The following is a 19,286-nucleotide window of genomic DNA, read 5'->3' as shown; positions in this document are numbered from 1 at the left end:
ATTCGGATGAGAAGTGCTTCTGGGCAGTCGCTCGACACTTCTCTTCCATGTTACAATTTCGCTCTACTGTTTAAATAATTTTTATTAAGAGACTACACATGAAAATCGGCATCATTGGCGCAATGGAGCAAGAAGTTGCGATCCTAAAAGCAGCAATTTCAGACATTACTGAAGTTAATAAAGGCGGTTGTACCTTTTTCTCTGGTCAGCTAAATGGTGTTGACGTTGTTTTGCTTCAATCAGGCATTGGTAAAGTAGCAGCGGCTGTTGGTACTTCAATCCTGCTAAGCGAATACCAACCAGATGTAGTATTAAATACTGGCTCTGCTGGCGGTTTTGATTCAACGCTAAACCTTGGCGATGTGGTTATCTCTACTGAAGTTCGTCACCACGATGCAGACGTAACAGCTTTCGGTTACGAAATTGGTCAAATGGCAGGTCAACCAGCAGCGTTCAAAGCTGACGACAAACTGATGGCTGTTGCTGAACAAGCTCTAGCACAAATGGAAGATAAGCACGCCGTTCGCGGCCTTATCTGTACTGGCGACGCATTTGTTTGCACAGCAGAACGCCAAGCGTTCATCCGCAAGCACTTCCCATCAGTAGTTGCTGTAGAGATGGAAGCATCGGCTATCGCTCAAGCTTGTCACCAATTCCAAGTACCATTCGTGGTTGTTCGTGCAATCTCTGACGTTGCAGACAAAGAATCACCAATGAGCTTCGAAGAGTTCCTGCCACTTGCAGCGCAAAGCTCTTCTGAGATGGTTATCAAGATGGTTGCCCTACTAAAGTAAGCGACTAGACATGCAAACACTGTTTGATCAGGTATTTGCAAATGGCGTGCTCCTTGTAATGTGGGGAGCACTGCTTTTTCATTTAATTTTACCTATCCCCCATGCCGCACATCCCACGACCTTATGGCATAAGTTTGCTGAACTTTTAGCAACCAAGGTTAATAACAATCAAAATTATTCCCAAAGCTTAATCTCAGGCACTTTAGCTTGGGGGTTAATGGTTTTACCGGCTCTGGTTATTCTATTGGCACTGCAGCCACTGGTTTGGCAATCACAACTGTTTGAATTAGCGCTGTTGTTACTCGCTATTGATTGGCGTAACAATGAAAAGTTGGCAAATCAGTTGATCAAAGCACTTGGCCGAGAAGATAAAGCCACGGCTCGTCAGTTATTGGCGCCGATTGTTAATCGTCAAACTGAATCATTGTCATCACTTGGGCTTGGCAAAGCCGCTGCTGAAACTATCATCATGGGTTACGCTCGTAATGTGGTTTGTGTTTTATTCTGGTACGCCATTGGTGGTGGAATTGCAGCTTTAATGTATCGCCTGATTGTCGAATTAGCGCGAGCGTGGTCACCAAGCCGTAAGCAGTTCTCTCCATTTGGATCAACGGCAATCAAGATCGTCGCTATCTTAGAATTTATACCGATGCGATTGTTTGCCTTAATGATTGTATGTGGTGATAAAGCGTCTCACACATTCAAGATGATGCTCGTTCAGAGTCGATCTTGGCCATTGCCCGGCCCAGCATGGTTGATTACTGCTGTCGGCAACAAGCTTGAGCTGTCACTGGGCGGCCCTGCGATTTACGACAACACCAAAGCTATTCGAGCAAAATTAGGCGGCAGAATCGCTCCTTCAGCCCTGCACTTGTCTCAAGTTCAAAAACTGCTGTTTGGTCGCATCGCTATCTGGATATTTTTACAAAGCCTAATCTTACTATTTGTTCACCAAGGGATTTAGAGTGAAACCATCAGCACTTGTTACAAGCCTTACTATTTTGTCTTCCAGCTTATGGCTGCCTTTATCATTTGCAGAAGAAGCACTACTGATTTCAGAAAAAGTTCAACCTGCTCAACGTGTGGTTAGCCTTGCTCCTCATGCCACTGAACTCGCATACAGCGCTGGTTTAGGTGATAAGCTTGTTGCGGTGAGTGAGCGAAGTGATTATCCACTACAAGCTGACAAGCTAGAGAAAGTGGCGAATTACCAAGGCATCAAGGTTGAGAAGATCATCGCCCTGCAACCGGATCTCATTCTCGCATGGCCAGCTGGAAACCCGCCCAGAGAACTCGCGAAACTGGAGCAATTTGGTTTTAATATTTATTACTCAAAAACCAAGAGCCTAGATAACATCGCGACCAATATTGAGCAACTTAGCCAATTCGCAAGCGATCCAAGTATTGGCGAAAATAACGCTCAACAATACAGAGAGCAGCTCAACGCGTTGAGACTAAAATACAAAGATGCCGAGCCAGTAAACTACTTCTACCAACTCAGTGAGAAGCCGATCATCACTGTTGCTCAAGGACACTGGCCAAGTGAGGTGTTTGAGTTTTGTGGTGGCCACAATATTTTCGAAGACAGTGCTTCCCCTTACCCGCAAGTTGGCATTGAACAAGTTGTGTTAAGGAAGCCGCAAGTGATCTTCACTTCTCAGCACGCAATTGAGAATGGAACCATGTGGCAAACTTGGGAAGATGAGATCCCGGCAGTTGCTCAAAATCAGATTTGGTCACTTAATTCTGACTGGATTAATCGCCCGACAACAAGAACTTTGAAAGCAATCCAACAAGTGTGCGATTTCTTCGATAGAGCTAGGCAAAATCACTAACTATTTGCAGCGTTTTTTCGTACAATTCGCCACCGACCTGTCCCTACAATTTTAACTATAAGAGCACCAGTATCATGGACTCCATGCTGCTTTATATTATCGATTTATTTGGCACCGCCATCTTTGCCGTCTCAGGCGTATTTGTCGCTGGCCGTCTTAAGATGGATCCCTTTGGCGTAGCCGTTCTAGGCAGTGTAACCGCGATTGGCGGCGGTACTATTCGTGACATGGCACTAGGAGCAACTCCCGTGTTTTGGATCACCGATACCACCTACCTTTGGGTTATCATCACCACCTGTTTGCTGACCATGATTATAGTAAGACGTCCAAAGCGTCTGGCTTGGTGGATATTGCCGGTATGTGATGCGATCGGCTTAGCGGTGTTTGTTGGTATTGGTGTAGAAAAAGCACTGATTTATCAAGACTCGGCATTAGTGGCCATTATCATGGGTGTTATCACAGGCTGTGGTGGCGGTATTATCCGTGACGTGCTTGCACGCGAAGTGCCAATGATTCTAAGAAGTGAAGTCTATGCGACCGCTTGTATCATTGGTGGTACTTTCCATACCATGGCGCTCAACATGGGACACGACTCAGAAACCGCCTTTTTGGCCGGCGTCTTCACGACACTATTGATTAGGCTTGGCGCTATTCGTTGGCACTTATCACTGCCAACCTTTGCTATCAAATAAGCTATCGTTACAAAGTGAAAGGCTCCGCAAAGGAGTCTTTTTTAATCCAGCTCGTTCTGCAATCCATTCTAATGCTCTCGTGACACTTTGCGTTCACAATTTAAAATACCTAACTGAGTTCAAACCTTTAGTTTCAAATCTAGAGAATGAATGTTGTTTGAGGTAAGTTGAAACAATCATTCCCAACTTTCATGAATATCACTCAATGTTACTCGAAGGAATCGAAACTCTATTGGTGCTGAGTAAAGCAAAAACCATGAGCCGCACAGGCAGTTTGCTTTATATCAGCCAATCAGCGGTCAGCAAACGGATTGCGAATTTAGAAAAGAAGCTAGGTAAAAAGCTCATCGAGCCGAGTGGCCGACAGATAAAACTGACGCCGGATGCGATTGCATTAATCGAGAGCATAGGCCCTACATTCAATGAACTTAGAGGGCTTATTTATGAACAGCAAGAGTTGGAAGATACCACTCTCATTACTTTAGATAGCTCTAAGTCTCTGATAGCGGGTTATTTAGGTGAGATGATGGGCCAATTTATCCAGCAAGATAAATACATCACCATCACCACTAACCATACACCAAGAATTATCGAGCGAGTGCAGTCTGGTAAGGCGACCTTGGGGTTGTGTGCTGGCTTACTGCCGCCGCATCATGGATTGATGACCTTCCATCTATTTGATGAGCCGTTTTACATAGTGAGTAAGTCGCCGCTAACGGAGCTTCCTCCATTGGTGATTACCAACGATATGACCAACCCTGCCAACTCTTATCAGCTCTCAGTGTTAGAAAAGTTTGGTATTAAACCCTTGATGGAGATGGATGCCTATACCGCAGCAGCCCAGCTAGCGCTAGGAGGAACGGGGCCGGCTTTGATCCCGCTTTCTATCGTAAAAACACTCAACATTAAGCCTCAATACCTGTTTAGCTTTCCCGAATTGCAAGGATTGATTAGACCGATTCATATCTGTGTGAGACCAAACAGCTATCAATCTCCGCGAGTTAAAATACTGATAGAATCCATTGTTGATGCTGTTCCCAAAGCAGTTTAGACGCCATTAACATCGACATCACGATCACAAGAGGGCGAATCCATTTCTGCCCTTTTGTTACCACTACTTTAGCGCCAAGTTGAGCGCCCATAAAACCACCAACTGCCATCACTAATCCTAATTCCCAAATTGGCAAGCCAGCTAAAATAAAGAAGATCAATGCGGCTATATTCGATGTGAAGTTAAGTATCTTGGTGCGTGCCGTTGCATCCACTAAAGAGAAGTGACCGATAGCGACAAAACATACCGTGAAAATTGAACCTGTTCCTGGGCCAAAAAAGCCATCGTAGAAGCCAACTCCGCCACCAATACACAAAGCAAACATCGCCTCAGAGATCTTCTGCTTTCCTTCAGACGCTCTAGTTTGGGGTGCTAACAGGAAATAGAGAGAGATAGCGATAAGCAGCAGCGGTATCACGCTAGTCAGTAAACTCGCATCAATGTGCTGGACTAACTCGGCACCAATTGCAGAGCCAATAAAAGTACAAAAGATCGCGAGGCGCATCTCTTTAATACTAACGATGCCGTTGCGCACGAAATACCAACTGGCAGAAAAACTACCAAATGAGCTTTGAAGTTTATTGGTTGCCAGTGCTTGCGTTGGTGGCACTCCGGCCGCTAGCAATGCAGGTAGAGTCAACAATCCACCGCCGCCAGCCATTGCATCAATAAAGCCTGCCGCCGTTGCAACAACAAACAAGATAGCCAATATTTCTAGAGTGATTTCCATATACCCAACGCCTTAAATTCTCGTATAGCGACAAGTTACCACTCACTGCAGATGAGCAATAACGAAACACAAGATTGTAACCTATTCCAAATATTCATCATTTAGCCATCACCAGATTTTCACCAGATAACAGACATAAAAAAGCCCACTCCGAAGAGTGGGCTTTGAGCATTTATATCCGCTTAACAGCGATACGCGTTAGTCTATTAAGCTAGAGAAGCTTTAACTTGTGCGTGTAGCTCTTGAACTGAAGTTACTGACGTTTTTGCGTCTGCAGTGTGCGCCATACAAGTCGCGAATGCTGCGTTTAGCGTAGTCGTGTAGTTCACTTTCTCAGCCAATGCGCCACGACGAAGAACTTTAGAATCTTCAATCGCTTGACGGCCAGCCGCAGTGTTCACGATGTACGTGTACTCGTTGTTCTTGATACGGTCAAGAATGTGAGGACGACCTTCGTGTACCTTGTTTACTAGACGTGGGTTAATGCCCGCTTCGCCAAGGATAACAGCTGTACCGTGAGTTGCGTCTAGCTGGTAACCAAGCTTAGATAGCTTAGATGCTAGGTCAACAACACGCTCTTTGTCGCCTTCGCGAACAGAAAGCAATGCACGACCACCTTCAGGGTAGATGTGACCACAACCCAATTCAGCTTTAGAGTATGCTTCAGCAAACGTTGCGCCAACACCCATAACTTCACCAGTAGAGCGCATTTCTGGGCCTAACAGTGGATCAACACCAGGGAATTTGTTGAACGGAAGAACAACCTCTTTCACTGAGTAGTAAGGTGGGATGATTTCTTTCGTAAAGCCTTGAGACTCTAACGATTGACCTGCCATCACACGAGCTGCAATCTTAGCGACTGCTGCGCCTGTTGCTTTCGATACGAACGGCACTGTACGTGCTGCACGAGGGTTAACCTCGATTAGGTACACTTGGTTGTTCTTAACAGCAAACTGCGTATTCATTAGACCACGAACACCCAACTCGAACGCTAGCTTTTCAACTTGCTCACGCATTACGTCTTGGATTTCTTGGCTTAACGTGTAAGCCGGAAGAGAACATGCTGAGTCACCTGAGTGAACACCCGCTTGCTCGATATGCTCCATGATACCCGCAATAACAACACGCTCACCGTCACAAATCGCATCAACGTCCACTTCAACAGCATCGTCTAGGAAGCTATCAAGTAGTACTGGAGATTCGTTTGAAACGCTAACTGCTTCGTTGAAGTAGCGGCGTAAGTCTTGCTCGTCGTATACGATTTCCATCGCTCGACCACCAAGAACATAAGAAGGACGAACAACCAGTGGGAAGCCGATTTCGCGAGATTTCTCTACCGCTTGCTCCATTGTTGTTACTGTCGCGTTTTCTGGTTGTAGAAGACCAAGACGGTCAACAGCAACTTGGAAACGCTCACGGTCTTCTGCACGGTCGATTGCGTCTGGGCTAGTACCAATGATTGGTACGCCAGCAGCTTCAAGCTCACGAGCCAGTTTCAGTGGTGTTTGACCACCGTACTGAACGATAACGCCTTTTGGCTTCTCAACACGAACGATTGCTAGTACGTCTTCCAGAGTTACTGGTTCAAAGTACAGACGGTCAGACGTATCATAGTCTGTCGAAACTGTCTCAGGGTTACAGTTAACCATGATTGTTTCGTAGCCATCTTCACGTAGTGCTAGAGATGCATGTACACAACAGTAATCGAATTCAATACCTTGGCCGATACGGTTTGGACCGCCGCCTAAGATCATGATTTTCTCTTTGTCTGTTGGGTTCGACTCACATTCATCATCGTAAGATGAGTACATGTAAGCCGTATCAGAAGAGAACTCAGCCGCACAAGTATCTACACGCTTGTAGACTGGGTGAATATCGTATTGGTCACGTAGACGACGGATTTCGCTTTCTGCTACACCTAGAATCTTAGATAGGCGAGCATCAGCAAAACCTTTACGCTTAAGCTTCATTAGCTCGTCTTTATTCAGACCAGCAAAGCCTTTCGCTTTGAGTTCTTGCTCTAGTTTTACGATGTCTTCGATTTGAACTAGGAACCAACGGTCAATTTGCGTTAGGTTGAATACACCATCAACTGACATACCAGCACGGAAAGCATCTGCGATGTACCAAATACGGTCAGAACCAGCTTCTTTAAGCTCATGGCGAATCGTCGTTAGTGCGTCAGGTGCATCTAGGTCGACCATTTCGTCAAAACCAGTTGCGCCAACTTCTAGACCGCGAAGTGCTTTCTGTAGAGATTCTTGTTGGTTACGGCCGATAGCCATAACTTCACCAACCGACTTCATTTGAGTCGTTAGACGGTCGTTAGCACCTGCAAACTTCTCGAAGTTAAAACGAGGAATCTTAGTTACTACGTAATCGATTGTTGGTTCGAATGATGCTGGCGTTGCGCCACCAGTGATGTCATTCATTAGCTCGTCTAGCGTAAAGCCAACAGCCAGTTTCGCTGCAATCTTAGCGATTGGGAAACCTGTTGCTTTAGAAGCAAGTGCAGAAGAACGAGATACACGTGGGTTCATCTCGATAATAACCATACGGCCATCTTTCGGGTTAATACCAAACTGTACGTTTGAGCCACCCGTTTCAACACCAATCTCACGCAGTACCGCTAGAGAAGCGTTACGCATTAGTTGGTATTCTTTGTCTGTTAGCGTTTGAGCAGGAGCCACGGTGATCGAGTCACCAGTGTGAATACCCATTGGGTCAAAGTTTTCAATCGCACATACGATGATGCAGTTGTCGTTCTTGTCGCGAACCACTTCCATCTCATACTCTTTCCAACCGATAAGTGACTCATCGATTAGAAGTTCGTTGGTTGGAGAAAGATCCAGACCACGACGACAAATTTCTTCAAATTCTTCTTTGTTATAAGCGATACCACCGCCTGTACCACCCATCGTAAACGATGGACGAATGATACAAGGGAAACCAACCATTTCTTGAACTTTGTAAGCTTCTTCCATCGTTTTCGCTGTATCAGCCGTTGGACACTCAAGACCAATAGCTTTCATTGCTTTATCAAAACGAGAGCGGTCTTCAGCTTTATCGATAGCGTCAGCAGTTGCGCCAATCATCTCTACGCCGAACTCTTCAAGTACGCCGTATTTTTCTAAATCTAACGCACAGTTAAGTGCAGTTTGGCCGCCCATTGTCGGTAGAACTGCATCAGGCTTCTCTTTAGCGATGATGTTACGAACAACTTCCCATTGGATAGGTTCGATGTAAGTCGCATCAGCCATGTCTGGGTCAGTCATGATTGTCGCTGGGTTCGAGTTTACAAGAATAACTCGGTAACCTTCTTCGCGAAGTGCTTTACAAGCTTGAGCACCAGAGTAATCAAACTCACATGCTTGACCGATAACAATCGGACCAGCACCTAGAATTAGAACACTTTTAATGTCAGTACGTTTTGGCATTATCTACTACTCCGGATTACGCTTTGTCTTGTTTGTTTGCAACAGACTGGTTAATTAATTCAATGAAGTGGTCGAATAGCGGCGCCGCATCTTCTGGACCTGGACTTGCTTCTGGGTGACCTTGGAAGCTAAATGCTGGTTTGTCTGTACGGTGGATACCTTGTAGAGAACCATCAAATAGAGACTTATGAGTCGCTCGTAATGTCTCTGGAAGCGTATCTTCGTCAGCAGCAAAGCCGTGGTTTTGTGAAGTAATCATCACAACATCACGTTCTAAATCTTTAACCGGGTGGTTTGCACCGTGGTGACCAAACTTCATTTTCACTGTCTTAGCGCCTGACGCAAGAGCAAGAATCTGGTGACCTAGACAGATACCAAAGATTGGTAAACCTTTTTCTAGGAACACTTTTGTTGCTTCAATTGCGTAAGTACATGGTTCTGGGTCACCAGGGCCATTTGAAAGGAAAACACCGTCTGGGTTCAGAGCAAGTACTTCTTCAGCAGAAGTTTCAGCAGGAACAACCGTTAGGCGGCAGCCGCGGTCAACAAGCATTCGTAAGATGTTTCGTTTTGCACCGAAGTCATAAGCAACAACGTGGTATGGCAATTCAGAGTCTGCTTTCGCTTCAGGAAGTCCACCCGTAAGCGTCCACGAACCTTGTTTCCATTGATACGCTTCTTTTGTTGTAACTTCTTTCGCAAGGTCCATACCTTTCAGGCCAGGGAATTCTTTTGCTTTAGCTAGAGCCAAAGCTTCGTCTAAATTTCCATCATTTACTGAAGAGCCAGCTACGATACAACCGTTCTGTGCGCCTTTTTCACGAAGAATACGCGTCAGCTTACGAGTATCGATATCAGCGATACCAATAACGTTTTGCGACTTAAGGTAATCAGAAAGGGATTGTTCATTACGGAAGTTAGAAGCGATTAGAGGGAGATCGCGAATCACAAGGCCTTGAGCATGGATTGAAGAAGATTCTTCATCTTCGGAATTGGTTCCGGTATTGCCAATGTGAGGGTAAGTAAGGGTAACGATTTGCTGAGAATAGGAAGGATCAGTGAGGATTTCTTGGTACCCCGTCATCGAGGTATTAAAAACGACTTCACCAACTGCAGAACCTACAGCGCCAATGGCTTCACCGTGAAATACTGTCCCATCTTCTAGGACGAGTAGTGCTGACTTCTTCAAGACAACCTCCAGAAATAAAAATGCATTAAAATTGATTTAATTTGCAAATCTACCTTCCTGCAACACCAAAAACTGCGTGTTTATGGAAATTAGACAAATTGGCGGTATTTTAGTGATCTGCGTGATACGTGTCAACATTTAACGCAAAAGAAATTAAACATTTGTAAGAACTAATTCAATTTCCTTTACCAAAGCTTCAAAAGTTCAACTTTCATACTCAATTAATAGGAATATTACGATTTTCTAATTTTCACCCGTCATTTTAGCTAACCATAGAGTGCCAAAAATATCAGCGACAAAACGCAATCGATAAATACCAAGAGAAAACATGATAATTTAAAGATCTAAAACAAAAAGCACACTAAAGCCTGCATAAATAGCATAAAAATAGAGGGAAAGTGGCGATAAGAAGAAAGTAGAAGGAAGATCGTAGAAGAGGAATTCTTAAGGAAAAGCCACCAAATAAAGAAAGCGCCGGCAATTGCCAGCGCATAAATATCTATTTACAGATCGTTTAAACCAAGGACGTCTGTCATGGTATAAAAGCCTGCTGGCTTATCATTTAGCCAAACAGCTGCCTTGATTGCGCCATTAGCAAAGGTCATTCTATCCGTGGCTTTATGGGTAATTTCAACGCGCTCACCAATATCAGCAAACATTGCGGTATGCTCGCCAATGATGTCACCGGCACGGATTGTCGCAAAACCAATCTCATCTTTTGTACGCTCGCCCGTAATGCCTTCGCGTGACCATACAGCGACATCGTTTAGCTCATTGCCCATCGCACCAGCGATCGCTTCACCCATGCCGATCGCAGTACCTGACGGCGCATCGACTTTATGACGGTGGTGAGCCTCTACGATTTCAACATCACAGTAATCGCCCATCACTTTAGCGGCCTTCTCTAACAGCTTAAAAACCAAGTTCACGCCAACGCTATAGTTCGGTGCCATTACGATAGCCATTTCTTTTGAAGCCGCATCGATAACCTGCTTTTCTTCTTCAGAGAAACCCGTAGTGCCGATGATCAGTTTTTTACCGTGACGTTTACAAAGTTCAATATTCGCTAATGTGCTTACAGGTGCGGTAAAGTCGACGATCACGTCAAACTGTTCAATCGCTTTCGAAAGGTCATCAACTAGAGCCACATCAAAACGACCTTCACCGCATAACTCGCCGACGTCAACACCGACCAAAGATGATTCTGGACGTTCTGAACCAGCACCAACGCTTGCTTCTGAATTATGGTGAGCGGCTTTCACCAAGTTACGACCCATACGGCCAGCTGCTCCTGCAATTGCAATTCTTACCACTGCGAATATCTCCATTGTTTTGGTTACCGTTGCCACTTATCTCTTGCAGCAACGTTCAATCGATTAATCTCTTTAAACTAACAACAATCTCAAACTCAGGCTAGCAATTACGAAAACTCTTTTATTACTCGCTCTAAAATTGGCACGTTTGCTTCGGGGAAGGCGTATTGACTCAATGATTCAAGATCGACCCATTCACCTTGTTGACCTTCTTTACCATAAGGCTGTTGCTCGAATTCGGTCACAAGGATGAAATCAAACTTAAGTGACTTATCCGTATAGTCAAACTCAAGGTGTTCAAACAAAGTCTGTTCTGTCACCTTAATACCAATCTCTTCATCAAGCTCACGAGTCATTGCTTGTTCGATGGTTTCGCCCGCTTCAACCTTGCCACCTGGAAATTCCCAAAAACCGCCTTTGTGTTTATCGTCTGGGCGCTTAGTGATAAATACCTGTGACTTATCTTGATTGAAGATGATGCCCGCTACAATGTGGATTCTTTTCATATGATGGTGTTCCTTCTATGTCCCTAGCGTCATTCCCTACAATGAGGAACGAATTAGATAGGGAATCTGCTCTCTTGTTAGTTCGAAAGATCCCCGATTCGCTCGTCCCTCACTCTCGATGATGACGCTATCGAAACCTTATTATTTTCACATACAAAAAGAGCCGCCTAAGCGACTCTTTTTATCAATAAGTTTGTGTGAAGCTAAGCTGTGACGTGGTGAGTGCAAGGAGGAGGCACGGAGCTTACGTTAGTAAGTGAGTACCTCCGACACTACAATCATCCGTTACAGCAACGATTCACCAGACTTAGTCTATTTTACCGTGACACTGTTTGTACTTCTTACCACTTCCACATGGACATGGTTCGTTACGACCCACTTTACGCTCATCGCGTACTACCGTTTGTGGAGATGCCGCATCCGCTTCATCGTCAGCTAGCTGGTTTTCAGCCGTTGCATGTTGTGCTTGTGCACGACGCGCCGCTTGTTCAGCTTGAGCTTGACGTTGAGCTTCCATCTTTTCAACTTCTTCTTGTTGCTGAACACGAACTTTAGAAAGGATGGTCACAACGTCTGTTTTCAGTACATCTAGTAGGCCTTCAAACAGTTCAAACGACTCGCGCTTATACTCTTGTTTCGGGTTCTTCTGAGCATAACCACGTAAGTGGATACCTTGACGAAGGTGATCCATCGCAGCCAAGTGCTCTTTCCAAAGGCCGTCTAGCGTTTGTAGCATCACAGACTTCTCGAAGTTACGCAGTACTTGAGCACCAACCACTTCTTCTTTCTGTTTGTAAGAATCAACCGCCATACCAAGAATGCGCTCACGCAATGCTTCTTCATAAAGCTTGTCGTCTTCGTCTAACCAACCTTGAATGTCAAAGTCTAGATCGAAGTCATTCTTCAGACGATCTTGCAGACCCGCAATATCCCACATATCTTCAAGAGACTGAGGAGCGATGTATTCATCAATAACTGACGCCAGTACATCTTCACGGTTGTGTTCGATCATTTCACTGATGTCATCTGAACTCATCAGTTCATCACGTAGCTCATAAACAACCTTACGTTGGTCATTGGCTACATCATCGTACTCAAGAAGCTGCTTACGGATGTCGAAGTTACGACCTTCCACTTTACGTTGTGCTTTTTCAATTGAGCGAGACAGCATCTTAGATTCAATCGCTTCGCCTTCGTCCATACCACTTTGGATAAGACCAGCCATACGATCAGACGTAAATATACGTAGTAGAGAATCTTCCATTGATAGGTAGAAACGAGAAGAACCCGCATCACCTTGACGACCAGAACGACCACGTAGCTGGTTATCGATACGGCGAGATTCATGACGCTCAGTACCAATGATGTGCAGACCACCTGACTCAAGTACTTTATCGTGAATGATTCTCCAATCAGCTTTGATCTTCTCGATCTGCTCTTTGGTTGGGTTCTCTATCTTCTCAAGTTGTGCCTGCCAGCTACCACCTAGCACGATATCGGTACCACGACCGGCCATGTTAGTTGCGATAGTTACCGCACCAGGCATACCAGCTTGTGCAACGATCTCAGCTTCCATTTCATGAAACTTAGCATTTAGAACGTTGTGCTTAATTTTTGATTTTTTCAATGCGTTAGACAGCAGTTCAGATTTCTCGATAGAAACTGTACCAACCAGTGATGGCTGACCAGCCGCTACACGGTCTTTGATGTCTTCAATGATCGCATTGAACTTGTCTTCTTCAGTACGATAAACCACATCTGGCATATCGTTACGAACCATAGGCTTGTTGGTTGGGATAACCACCGTTTCTAGGCCGTAGATAGACTGGAATTCGAACGCTTCTGTATCAGCAGTACCTGTCATACCTGACAGTTTTTCATACAGACGGAAGAAATTCTGGAATGTGATCGATGCTAATGTTTGGTTTTCATTTTGAATCTTCACACCTTCTTTAGCTTCAACAGCTTGGTGTAAACCTTCAGACCAACGACGACCTGGCATAGTACGACCAGTATGTTCATCAACGATAACCACTTCGCCTTCTTCAGTAACGATGTAGTCGACGTTTTTCTCAAACAATACGTGTGCACGAAGCGCAGCATTCACATGGTGCAATAGGCTGATATTGGTTGGAGAGTAAAGTGTGTCACCCTCTTCCATCAAGCCGTTTTTGACCATTAGTTCTTCTACAAACTCTTGACCGTTTTCAGTCAGGTGAACCTGTTTTGATTTTTCGTCCATGGTGTAGTGACCTTCACCACGGTACTCTTCTGAATCTTCTTTATCTTGACGCTCTAGAGAAGGAATTAGAGTGTTAATGCGCGTATAAAGGTCAGAACTATCTTCAGCGGGGCCAGAGATAATTAACGGAGTACGAGCTTCATCAATTAAGATTGAGTCAACCTCATCGACTACAGCAAAGAAGCGCTCACGTTGAACTCGGTCTTCAGCACGGAAAGCCATGTTGTCACGAAGGTAATCAAAACCAAACTCGTTGTTTGTTCCGTATAGGATGTCAGCTTGGTACGCTTCTTTTTTCTCTGGCGGAGCCATGTTTGCCACATTCACGCCAACAGTCATGCCAAGGAATTCAAATAATGGGCGGTTTGTTTCCGCATCACGCTTCGCTAGGTAATCGTTCACCGTTATTACGTGAACACCTTTGCTTGGTAGCGCGTTTAGATAAGCTGGTAGGGTTGCGGTAAGTGTCTTACCTTCACCAGTACGCATCTCTGCAATTTGGCCAGCATTTAGAACCATGCCACCAATCATTTGCACGTCAAAGTGACGCATGCCGTAAACACGCTTCGACGCTTCACGTACCGTAGCGAATGCTTCAGGTAGAAGTTGATCTAACGATTCACCTTTATCTAAGCGCTCACGAAACTCAACCGTTTTTGCTTTTAGTTCATCGTCTGAAAGAGCTTCAAACGTTGGTTCGAAGTTATTAATTTCTTTTACAATTTTTCTAAGGCGGCGCAGTGTTCTGTCATTGCGACTGCCAATTACCTTTGTCAGCAGCTTAGTAATCATGTGCTTGGAATCTCTTCGTTCTCAGATCGTCCGCGATCTATTTTAAATGCCGTCAGTCTCTACTAGCTATAAACTAGTCTTTAGTTACTAACCAAGGATACTGAGATAAATCTAGTATCTTTGATATTGTACTTGAGAGTAGAGTTTTCAAGGCTTCAGTTAAAATTAATGCCCTCTAGTGTAAGTAATTTTCACACCAACGACCATTTATAACCCCATTTGTTTGATGTGCTTGGTACTTTTCTTTCTAATTGTTGATGGATTAGCCAGACTGTAGCCAAATACTAGGCAACTTTTAAATACTGACGACACTGTATCTGGAAAATAGATACAAAAAAACCAGGTCAATGACCTGGTTTTCAAAATCTTATATTGTCGTAAACAACAATTACGCTAGAACCATTCCTGGTTCAGCAAACGCAACAGGAGAGCCAACCTCTTCTTCGAATGTTGCCCATTCCCAAGCTTCTGCATCAGCAAGTACTGCGCGTAGTAGTTGATTATTTAGGCCGTGACCTGATTTGTATGCTCGGAACTCACCGATAATAGCGTGTCCACACATGTAAAGGTCACCAATCGCATCTAGCACTTTATGCGTTACGAACTCGTTTTCGAAACGTAGACCTTCTTCATTAAGAATTCGGTATTCGTCTAGTACGATTGCGCAATCAAAGCTACCACCCAAACACAAGTTTTGTGATTGTAGGTATTCAATATCACGCATGAAGCCGAAGGTACGAGCACGAGAAATTTCTTTCACAAAGCCTTGTGAAGAAAAATCAAACAACAGGTGCTGTTCATCAGATTCAATTGCTGGATGGTTGAATTCGATTTCGAAGTCCATACGGAAGCCGTTAAATGGCACAAACTCTGCCCACTTATCGCCATCTTCAAAACGGATTGGCTTTTTGATTCGAATAAAACGTTTCGCTGCATTCAGTGTTTCTACACCCGCTTGCTGTAGCAAGTATACGAATGGGCTTGCGCTACCATCCATAATTGGGATCTCTGGTGCATCGACTTCAACAATAATGTTGTCGATACCCATACCCGCTAGAGCTGCATTAAGGTGTTCCACTGTAGAGATACGTACGCCTTCGTCATTAACAAGAGCAGTACATAACATAGTGTCACGAACTGACGCTGGATCAGCTGGGAAATCTACAGGTGGATTTACATCTGTACGACGATAAACAATACCTGTATTTGCAGCTGCCGGGCGAAGAGTAAGTGTGACTTTACGACCAGAGTGGAGACCCACACCAGTTGTTTTCACAATTTCTTTCAGAGTACGTTGTCTGATCATCTGCTTGCCTCGTTATCAGTGCTACAAATCACGGTCAGTATTTACCGACCGCGAATTTTACCATTAATTCGACGATAGTCAAACTTTGGGTATTTGTTAATCAGCCTGACGTCGTAAGAATGCCGGAATATCTAAGTATCCACTCTCTTTCTCAGCTTTAGGTGCTGCACTTTGGCTAGCGCCTGTACCTGAAGAAACAGGTGACGTTGTTGGCTGCGGCTTAACTTGAGGTTTTACCTCAGTTTTTTCTTGCAATGGTTGTGCCACTTTATCTTCCACTTTTGGTGCAGTTTGAGCCGCGACCTGTGGTTGAGGAGTTGGTGCAACCTTAGCTTTACCACCAGCAACTAATGTAATGTCTGGTTTTTTCTCTGTGCCGATACCTGTTGCTACAACAGTTACACGGATTTCATCCGTCATATCAGGGTCTAGAGAAGTACCAATCACAACTGTTGCGTTATCAGATGCGAATGCCTTAACTGTATTACCTACTGTTTCGAATTCATCTAAGCGCATATCTAGGCCTGCTGTGATATTCACAAGAACGCCACGAGCGCCAGCTAGGTCGATGTCTTCTAGTAGTGGGCTAGAAATTGCCGTTTCAGCAGCTTCTTCAGCACGGTCTTCGCCTTTTGCGATACCGCTACCCATCATTGCATGACCCATCTCTGACATTACGGTGCGAACATCCGCGAAATCGACGTTAATCATACCTGGGCGAGTAATTAGCTCAGCGATACCTTGTACAGCATTTTTAAGTACATCATTTGCACTTGCGAAAGCTTCTAGCAGAGTGACGCCGCGGCCAAGTACCTTAAGTAGCTTTTCATTTGGAATCGTAATTAAAGAATCCACATGCTTAGAAAGCTCTTCGATACCTTGCTCAGCAAACGCTAAACGTTTTTTGCCTTCGAAGCTAAATGGCTTAGTTACAACAGCAACCGTTAGCACACCCAGCTCTTTCGCAACTTCAGCAATAACTGGAGCAGCACCTGTACCCGTACCACCGCCCATACCAGCTGCGATAAATACCATATCGGCGCCAGTTAGAACTTCTTTAATTCTTTCTCGATCTTCGAGAGCTGCATCACGGCCTACTTGTGGGTTTGCACCAGCGCCCAAACCTTTAGTGATATCACCACCAATTTGGATCACGCTGCTAACGCTTGTTTTACGAAGTGCTTGTGCATCAGTGTTAACACTGATGAATTCTACACCTTCGATTGATTCACGCACCATGTGCTCAACAGCGTTACCGCCACCGCCACCAACTCCAACGACTTTAATTACTGCATCGTCAGACATTTCCATCATCGGTTCAAACATGTGTTATCTCCGTTTTTTCCTGCAACTCAGGTTAAAACTCTTTTTGTATCCAATTACGCAATTTACCAAATAAACCAGACATAGAAGGTGCTGAACGCTTAGGTTCGCTGTAATCACCTTCATCGCTGATCTGACAATCTCTTGCGTAATGAAGTAAACCAACCGCCGTAGAATGATACGGCTCTTTAACATAGTCGGTTAAACCACTAACTTCTAACGGCTTACCAACTCGAACTTGATTGCGGAAAACACGTTCCGCACACTCTACCAATCCGTCAATTTGTGCCGCTCCACCAGTGAGAACGACGCCAGCTGCAAGGTGGTGTTTAATACCTTCATCTCGTAGCTGTAATTGAACCGTATCAATAGTTTGGTTAACGAGCCCCATAAGTTCAGTGTAACGTGGTTCAATCACTTCCGACAAAGTTTGTCTTTGCAAACTTCTCGATGGACGGCCACCTACACTAGGGACGTTAACAGAATCATCCTTGCTTACGAGTTCACTCAGAGCGCAACCATGGTTTACTTTTATCTCTTCAGCATCGCTCACTGGCGTGCCAAAAGCGAAGGCAATATCACTGGTTACTGCATTTCCTGCGTAGGAAAAGACTTCTGTGTGTCGCAGTGCGCCGCCAGTCCAAATGGAAATATCCATCGTACCAGCACCAATATCAACAACACAGACTCCAAGCTCTCTCTCGTCGTCAGTAATTACCGCATTACTTGAGGCAAGTCCTGAAAACACGATTTGTTCTACAGTGAGACCACATCGTTCAACAGCTTTAATAATGTTTCTCGCCATGTCGCTATGGCAAGAAATTAGGTGAACACTGACTTCCATTCGAACACCAGATAAACCAAGTGGGTTCTTAATCCCTTCTTGATAATCAATGGTAAATTCTTGTGGGATCACGTGCAGAATTCTCTGCTCATCACCTATTTTAATTGATTTCGCGGTATGGATCGCTCGATCCATATCGTCTTGAGACACTTCTTCATCAGAGATAGTGCCCATGCCTTTTTCAATTCGGCTTGCGATATGTTTACCCGATAGCGAGATAAATACATTGCTGATTTGGCATTCCGCCATCAACTCTGCTTGATCAATAGCTCGCTGAACCGACTTAACTACCGACTCTAGGTCGTTTACACCACCTTTATCCATACCTCTGGATGGGCTTTGCCCAGAACCAATGATATTGATTTGACCATCAGGCAATATTTCACCAACTAGAGCTGATATGGTCGCAGTGCCTATATCAAGACCAACGATTATGTTGTCATCTGCGGTCTTAGTCATCTGTACTCTCTTCTAACTCTTGCTCTGGAAACCAGCCTACAGCGGCTCCCGTATCGTACCTGAGGTCGATGTAGCTCACTTGATTCGCCTTACTACCTAATTCGTTGTAAAGCGAAATAAAGCGCTCAACACGCTCATCTAAAAAATCTTTACCTAATTCTAAACGAATACCGTTGTCTAGAATGATTTGCCAGGCGCGACGCTCATTGAGAACGAGCGAGGTAACGGTTAACCCTAGGCTGTTAATTAAAGGCGTTATCTGTCGCCACTTTTCAATCACTTGTTGGCTAGTGCCATCTGGACCGTAAAGTTTAACTCTATCACCCTTCAAAAGGCCAATATCACCATTAAACACCTGACCATCTTCATTCAACAGCATATTGCCATTCCAGATAGCTGTCGCATGATACTCAGTCAAAAATACTTTTATTGTGTCTGGCCACTGCTTACGAATCGAGACAACAGAAACCCAAGGCAACGCTTCTAAACTGTGTTGCAACACGCCAATATCTTGAGACATGAATGTTCCAATATGCTCTAGCTCGCTAAAGGCATGTTGAACATCACCAGCGGTTACATAAGTTAAGTCGCCTTGCAGTACTATTTTAGAGAGAGGCAATCGCTGATCGTCCCACATCCAAGTCAGTGTGGTATAGAAAAGAAATCCAATGAATAGCAATACCATGACAAAAAAAGACCCGCCTAAGGCGTGTTTCTTGAGCGACGGTAAACTGAATAGGTGGCGGTTTTCGCTAAAAGTACTTTCTACCAAA

15 protein-coding genes are annotated in these 19,286 nt (G+C 44.6%); 5 read left to right on the top strand and 10 right to left on the bottom strand.

Annotated elements, in window-relative coordinates; all coding sequences use genetic code 11:
- Positions 1 to 98 precede the first annotated feature (98 nt).
- The 5 genes from mtnN to AB4513_RS10130 all read left to right on the top strand — a co-directional run bounded on the left by mtnN (position 99) and on the right by AB4513_RS10130 (position 4,372).
- A complete protein-coding gene (mtnN, locus tag AB4513_RS10150) occupies positions 99 to 794 on the top strand; it encodes a 5'-methylthioadenosine/S-adenosylhomocysteine nucleosidase (protein ID WP_017100512.1) in 696 nt (231 codons plus the stop codon).
- 10 nt (positions 795 to 804) lie between these two features.
- Positions 805 to 1,758: a cobalamin biosynthesis family protein gene (locus AB4513_RS10145; protein ID WP_009848398.1), complete on the top strand. Its 954-nt coding sequence runs from the start codon at positions 805 to 807 to the stop codon at positions 1,756 to 1,758.
- A 1-nt stretch (position 1,759) separates the two neighbouring features.
- Positions 1,760 to 2,629 carry a vitamin B12 ABC transporter substrate-binding protein BtuF gene (btuF, locus tag AB4513_RS10140; protein ID WP_009848397.1) on the top strand — a complete coding sequence of 290 codons (870 nt, stop codon included), beginning with the start codon at positions 1,760 to 1,762 and terminating at the stop codon, positions 2,627 to 2,629.
- Between the two features lie 74 nt (positions 2,630 to 2,703).
- Positions 2,704 to 3,321, top strand: coding sequence for a TRIC cation channel family protein (locus tag AB4513_RS10135; protein ID WP_009848396.1), 618 nt, complete (start codon positions 2,704 to 2,706; stop codon positions 3,319 to 3,321).
- 205 nt (positions 3,322 to 3,526) lie between these two features.
- Positions 3,527 to 4,372 carry a LysR family transcriptional regulator gene (locus tag AB4513_RS10130; protein ID WP_102257735.1) on the top strand — a complete coding sequence of 282 codons (846 nt, stop codon included), beginning with the start codon at positions 3,527 to 3,529 and terminating at the stop codon, positions 4,370 to 4,372.
- Here AB4513_RS10130 and AB4513_RS10125 read toward each other — a convergent pair.
- From AB4513_RS10125 to AB4513_RS10080, 10 genes are all read right to left on the bottom strand, one after another.
- Positions 4,323 to 5,102: a TSUP family transporter gene (locus AB4513_RS10125; protein WP_009848394.1), complete on the bottom strand. Its 780-nt coding sequence runs from the start codon at positions 5,100 to 5,102 to the stop codon at positions 4,323 to 4,325. The two genes, AB4513_RS10130 and AB4513_RS10125, sit on opposite strands and share 50 nt — an antisense overlap.
- 206 nt (positions 5,103 to 5,308) lie before the next feature.
- Positions 5,309 to 8,539 carry a carbamoyl-phosphate synthase large subunit gene (gene carB / locus AB4513_RS10120; RefSeq protein WP_009848393.1) on the bottom strand — a complete coding sequence of 1,077 codons (3,231 nt, stop codon included), beginning with the start codon at positions 8,537 to 8,539 and terminating at the stop codon, positions 5,309 to 5,311.
- 16 nt (positions 8,540 to 8,555) lie between these two features.
- Positions 8,556 to 9,728, bottom strand: coding sequence for a glutamine-hydrolyzing carbamoyl-phosphate synthase small subunit (carA, locus tag AB4513_RS10115; RefSeq protein ID WP_009848392.1), 1,173 nt, complete (start codon positions 9,726 to 9,728; stop codon positions 8,556 to 8,558).
- Positions 9,729 to 10,231: 503 nt separating this feature from the next.
- Entirely contained in the window at positions 10,232 to 11,056 is an 825-nt protein-coding gene (gene dapB, locus AB4513_RS10110; protein ID WP_020477212.1) for a 4-hydroxy-tetrahydrodipicolinate reductase, read from the bottom strand.
- Positions 11,057 to 11,148: 92 nt separating this feature from the next.
- The gene (mutT, locus tag AB4513_RS10105) at positions 11,149 to 11,547 is read right to left on the bottom strand and encodes an 8-oxo-dGTP diphosphatase MutT (protein ID WP_009848390.1); all 399 of its coding nucleotides are present in this window, start codon (positions 11,545 to 11,547) and stop codon (positions 11,149 to 11,151) included.
- Positions 11,548 to 11,854: 307 nt separating this feature from the next.
- Positions 11,855 to 14,581, bottom strand: a complete 2,727-nt coding sequence (secA, locus tag AB4513_RS10100; protein ID WP_009848389.1) for a preprotein translocase subunit SecA — start codon at positions 14,579 to 14,581, stop codon at positions 11,855 to 11,857.
- A gap of 388 nt (positions 14,582 to 14,969) precedes the next feature.
- Entirely contained in the window at positions 14,970 to 15,887 is a 918-nt protein-coding gene (gene lpxC, locus AB4513_RS10095; RefSeq protein ID WP_009848388.1) for a UDP-3-O-acyl-N-acetylglucosamine deacetylase, read from the bottom strand.
- A gap of 96 nt (positions 15,888 to 15,983) precedes the next feature.
- Positions 15,984 to 17,213 (bottom strand): cell division protein FtsZ, encoded by a 1,230-nt coding sequence (ftsZ, locus tag AB4513_RS10090; protein WP_012603216.1) that lies wholly within the window; start codon positions 17,211 to 17,213, stop codon positions 15,984 to 15,986.
- Positions 17,214 to 17,244: 31 nt separating this feature from the next.
- Positions 17,245 to 18,513, bottom strand: coding sequence for a cell division protein FtsA (ftsA, locus tag AB4513_RS10085; protein ID WP_004729844.1), 1,269 nt, complete (start codon positions 18,511 to 18,513; stop codon positions 17,245 to 17,247).
- Entirely contained in the window at positions 18,506 to 19,285 is a 780-nt protein-coding gene (locus tag AB4513_RS10080; RefSeq protein ID WP_009848959.1) for a cell division protein FtsQ/DivIB, read from the bottom strand. Before AB4513_RS10080 ends, ftsA begins: the two co-directional genes overlap by 8 nt.
- Position 19,286: the final 1 nt, after the last annotated feature.

It is taken from the genome of Vibrio sp. 10N.222.54.E6 (genome assembly GCF_041473955.1).
Lineage (GTDB): Bacteria > Pseudomonadota > Gammaproteobacteria > Enterobacterales > Vibrionaceae > Vibrio > Vibrio tasmaniensis_A.
Note: the sequence above shows the minus strand (reverse complement) of the source record. Positions and strands in the feature narration are given on the sequence as shown.

What these genes read in the sequence shown, in the direction of transcription:
- lpxC (WP_009848388.1), bottom strand. Translation starts at nt 15,887, where the DNA reads ATGATCAGACAACGTACTCTGAAAGAAATTGTGAAAACAACTGGTGTG.
- dapB (WP_020477212.1), bottom strand. Translation starts at nt 11,056, where the DNA reads ATGGAGATATTCGCAGTGGTAAGAATTGCAATTGCAGGAGCAGCTGGC.
- secA (WP_009848389.1), bottom strand. Translation starts at nt 14,581, where the DNA reads ATGATTACTAAGCTGCTGACAAAGGTAATTGGCAGTCGCAATGACAGA.
- mutT (WP_009848390.1), bottom strand. Translation starts at nt 11,547, where the DNA reads ATGAAAAGAATCCACATTGTAGCGGGCATCATCTTCAATCAAGATAAG.
- ftsA (WP_004729844.1), bottom strand. Translation starts at nt 18,513, where the DNA reads ATGACTAAGACCGCAGATGACAACATAATCGTTGGTCTTGATATAGGC.
- AB4513_RS10130 (WP_102257735.1), top strand. Translation starts at nt 3,527, where the DNA reads ATGTTACTCGAAGGAATCGAAACTCTATTGGTGCTGAGTAAAGCAAAA.
- carB (WP_009848393.1), bottom strand. Translation starts at nt 8,539, where the DNA reads ATGCCAAAACGTACTGACATTAAAAGTGTTCTAATTCTAGGTGCTGGT.
- AB4513_RS10145 (WP_009848398.1), top strand. Translation starts at nt 805, where the DNA reads ATGCAAACACTGTTTGATCAGGTATTTGCAAATGGCGTGCTCCTTGTA.
- AB4513_RS10125 (WP_009848394.1), bottom strand. Translation starts at nt 5,102, where the DNA reads ATGGAAATCACTCTAGAAATATTGGCTATCTTGTTTGTTGTTGCAACG.
- mtnN (WP_017100512.1), top strand. Translation starts at nt 99, where the DNA reads ATGAAAATCGGCATCATTGGCGCAATGGAGCAAGAAGTTGCGATCCTA.
- AB4513_RS10135 (WP_009848396.1), top strand. Translation starts at nt 2,704, where the DNA reads ATGGACTCCATGCTGCTTTATATTATCGATTTATTTGGCACCGCCATC.
- ftsZ (WP_012603216.1), bottom strand. Translation starts at nt 17,213, where the DNA reads ATGTTTGAACCGATGATGGAAATGTCTGACGATGCAGTAATTAAAGTC.